This is a genomic window from Arthrobacter sp. R4, assembly GCF_051365025.1.
GTDB lineage: Bacteria > Actinomycetota > Actinomycetes > Actinomycetales > Micrococcaceae > Arthrobacter.
Map to the genome: position 1 here is coordinate 1 of NZ_JBLWIJ010000062.1, position 1,288 is coordinate 1,288.

The window sequence follows — 1,288 nt, forward strand, 5'->3', positions numbered from 1 at the left end:
CCAGAGGCTGGCGACGAGCAGCAGCGGGATGGTCTCGTAGGTCCGGGCGTAGATGAGCTGGGCGCTTTGGAGCAGTTCGGCAACGCCGAGGACACTGACCAGCGAGGTTCCCTTGAACATGCCGATCACCTGGTTGCCGGTTGCCGGGATGATCGAGGGCATCGCCTGGGGGATGATGACCTTTCGCATCCTCATGCCGGCACTCATCCCGAGCGAATCCGCTGCCTCGATCTGGCCCTTGCCGACCGAGGAGAACCCGCCCCGGATGATCTCGGCCATATAGGCGGCCTCGTTCAGCGTCAGGCCAATCAGCGCCGCGGTAATCGGGGCCATCAGGGCGTTCATGTCGATCGCGGTGCCGATGTCCGTGAATGGGATCCCGATGGTCAGGTTCGGGTAGAGCGCGGAGATGTTGAACCAGAAGATCAACTGCACCAGCACCGGAGTGCCCCGGAAAAGGGTGATGTAAATCCCCGCGGCGATGGACACCGGCTTCACCTTGGAGGAGCGCATGATGGCCAGGCCCAGCCCCAGGAGTGTTCCCAGGGTCATGCTGGCCACCGTGAGGAAGATCGTCAGCATCAGGCCACGGAGAATGGATTCGTGGGTGAAGTACTGGGCAACCACCCCCCACTTGAAGTTGGGGTTGGTCAGGACGGAGGTGAGGATCCCGATGCCCACCAGGATGCTGAGGACCCATCCCGCGTACTCGGAGCGAGTCCGAAGTCGAAGCCGTGGCTTGAGGGCTGCATCAATGCTAGCCATCGTTGTCCTACTTCCTTTTTTAGTAGCTGTGACCATGGTGGCGTCCTCTAGTTGAGCTTGGCGTCGGTGATGGCTCCGGAGTCCAGGCCCCAGTTCTCGAGGGACTTCTTGTATTCCGGGGTCTCAAGGACGGACTGGAGCGCTTTCTGGAACGCGGGGGTCAGCGGGGAGCCCTTTTTCAGGCCGACGGCGGTCAGGTCGCTTGAGCCGACGTTGACCCGGCCGAGGATGGTGAAGGAGCCCGGCTGCTGCTTCTGGGCCCATGCGAGCGAGGTCGTGTCGTAGAGGATGCCGTCGATCCGCTTGGAGTGCAGCTGGGTCAGGGCGTCCTGGATGTTGGGCAGCGTCACGGCGTTGATCGCCGGCTGGCCCTTGGAGGTGCAGGTCTGTTCGTTCAGGGCCGGGAGGCGCTTGAGCTGGCCGGTGGAGCCCTGGGTGACGGCGATGTTCTTCCCGCACAGGGTTTCAACGGTGAGGTTCAGCGGGTTCCCCGCGGCCGCGGCCACGGAGTTGCCGGCCCTGA

Annotated in this window: 1 protein-coding gene and 1 pseudogene; both read right to left on the reverse strand. The window is 63.4% G+C overall.

Annotated features, from left to right (window positions below; genetic code table 11):
- The coding region (locus ACLKOZ_RS22430; RefSeq protein ID WP_436478476.1) for an amino acid ABC transporter permease at nucleotides 1–765 on the reverse strand (765 nt) is incomplete at its 3' end.
- 47 nt (nucleotides 766–812) lie between these two features.
- Nucleotides 813–1,288, reverse strand: a pseudogene (locus ACLKOZ_RS22435) (ABC transporter substrate-binding protein); the annotation flags it as partial.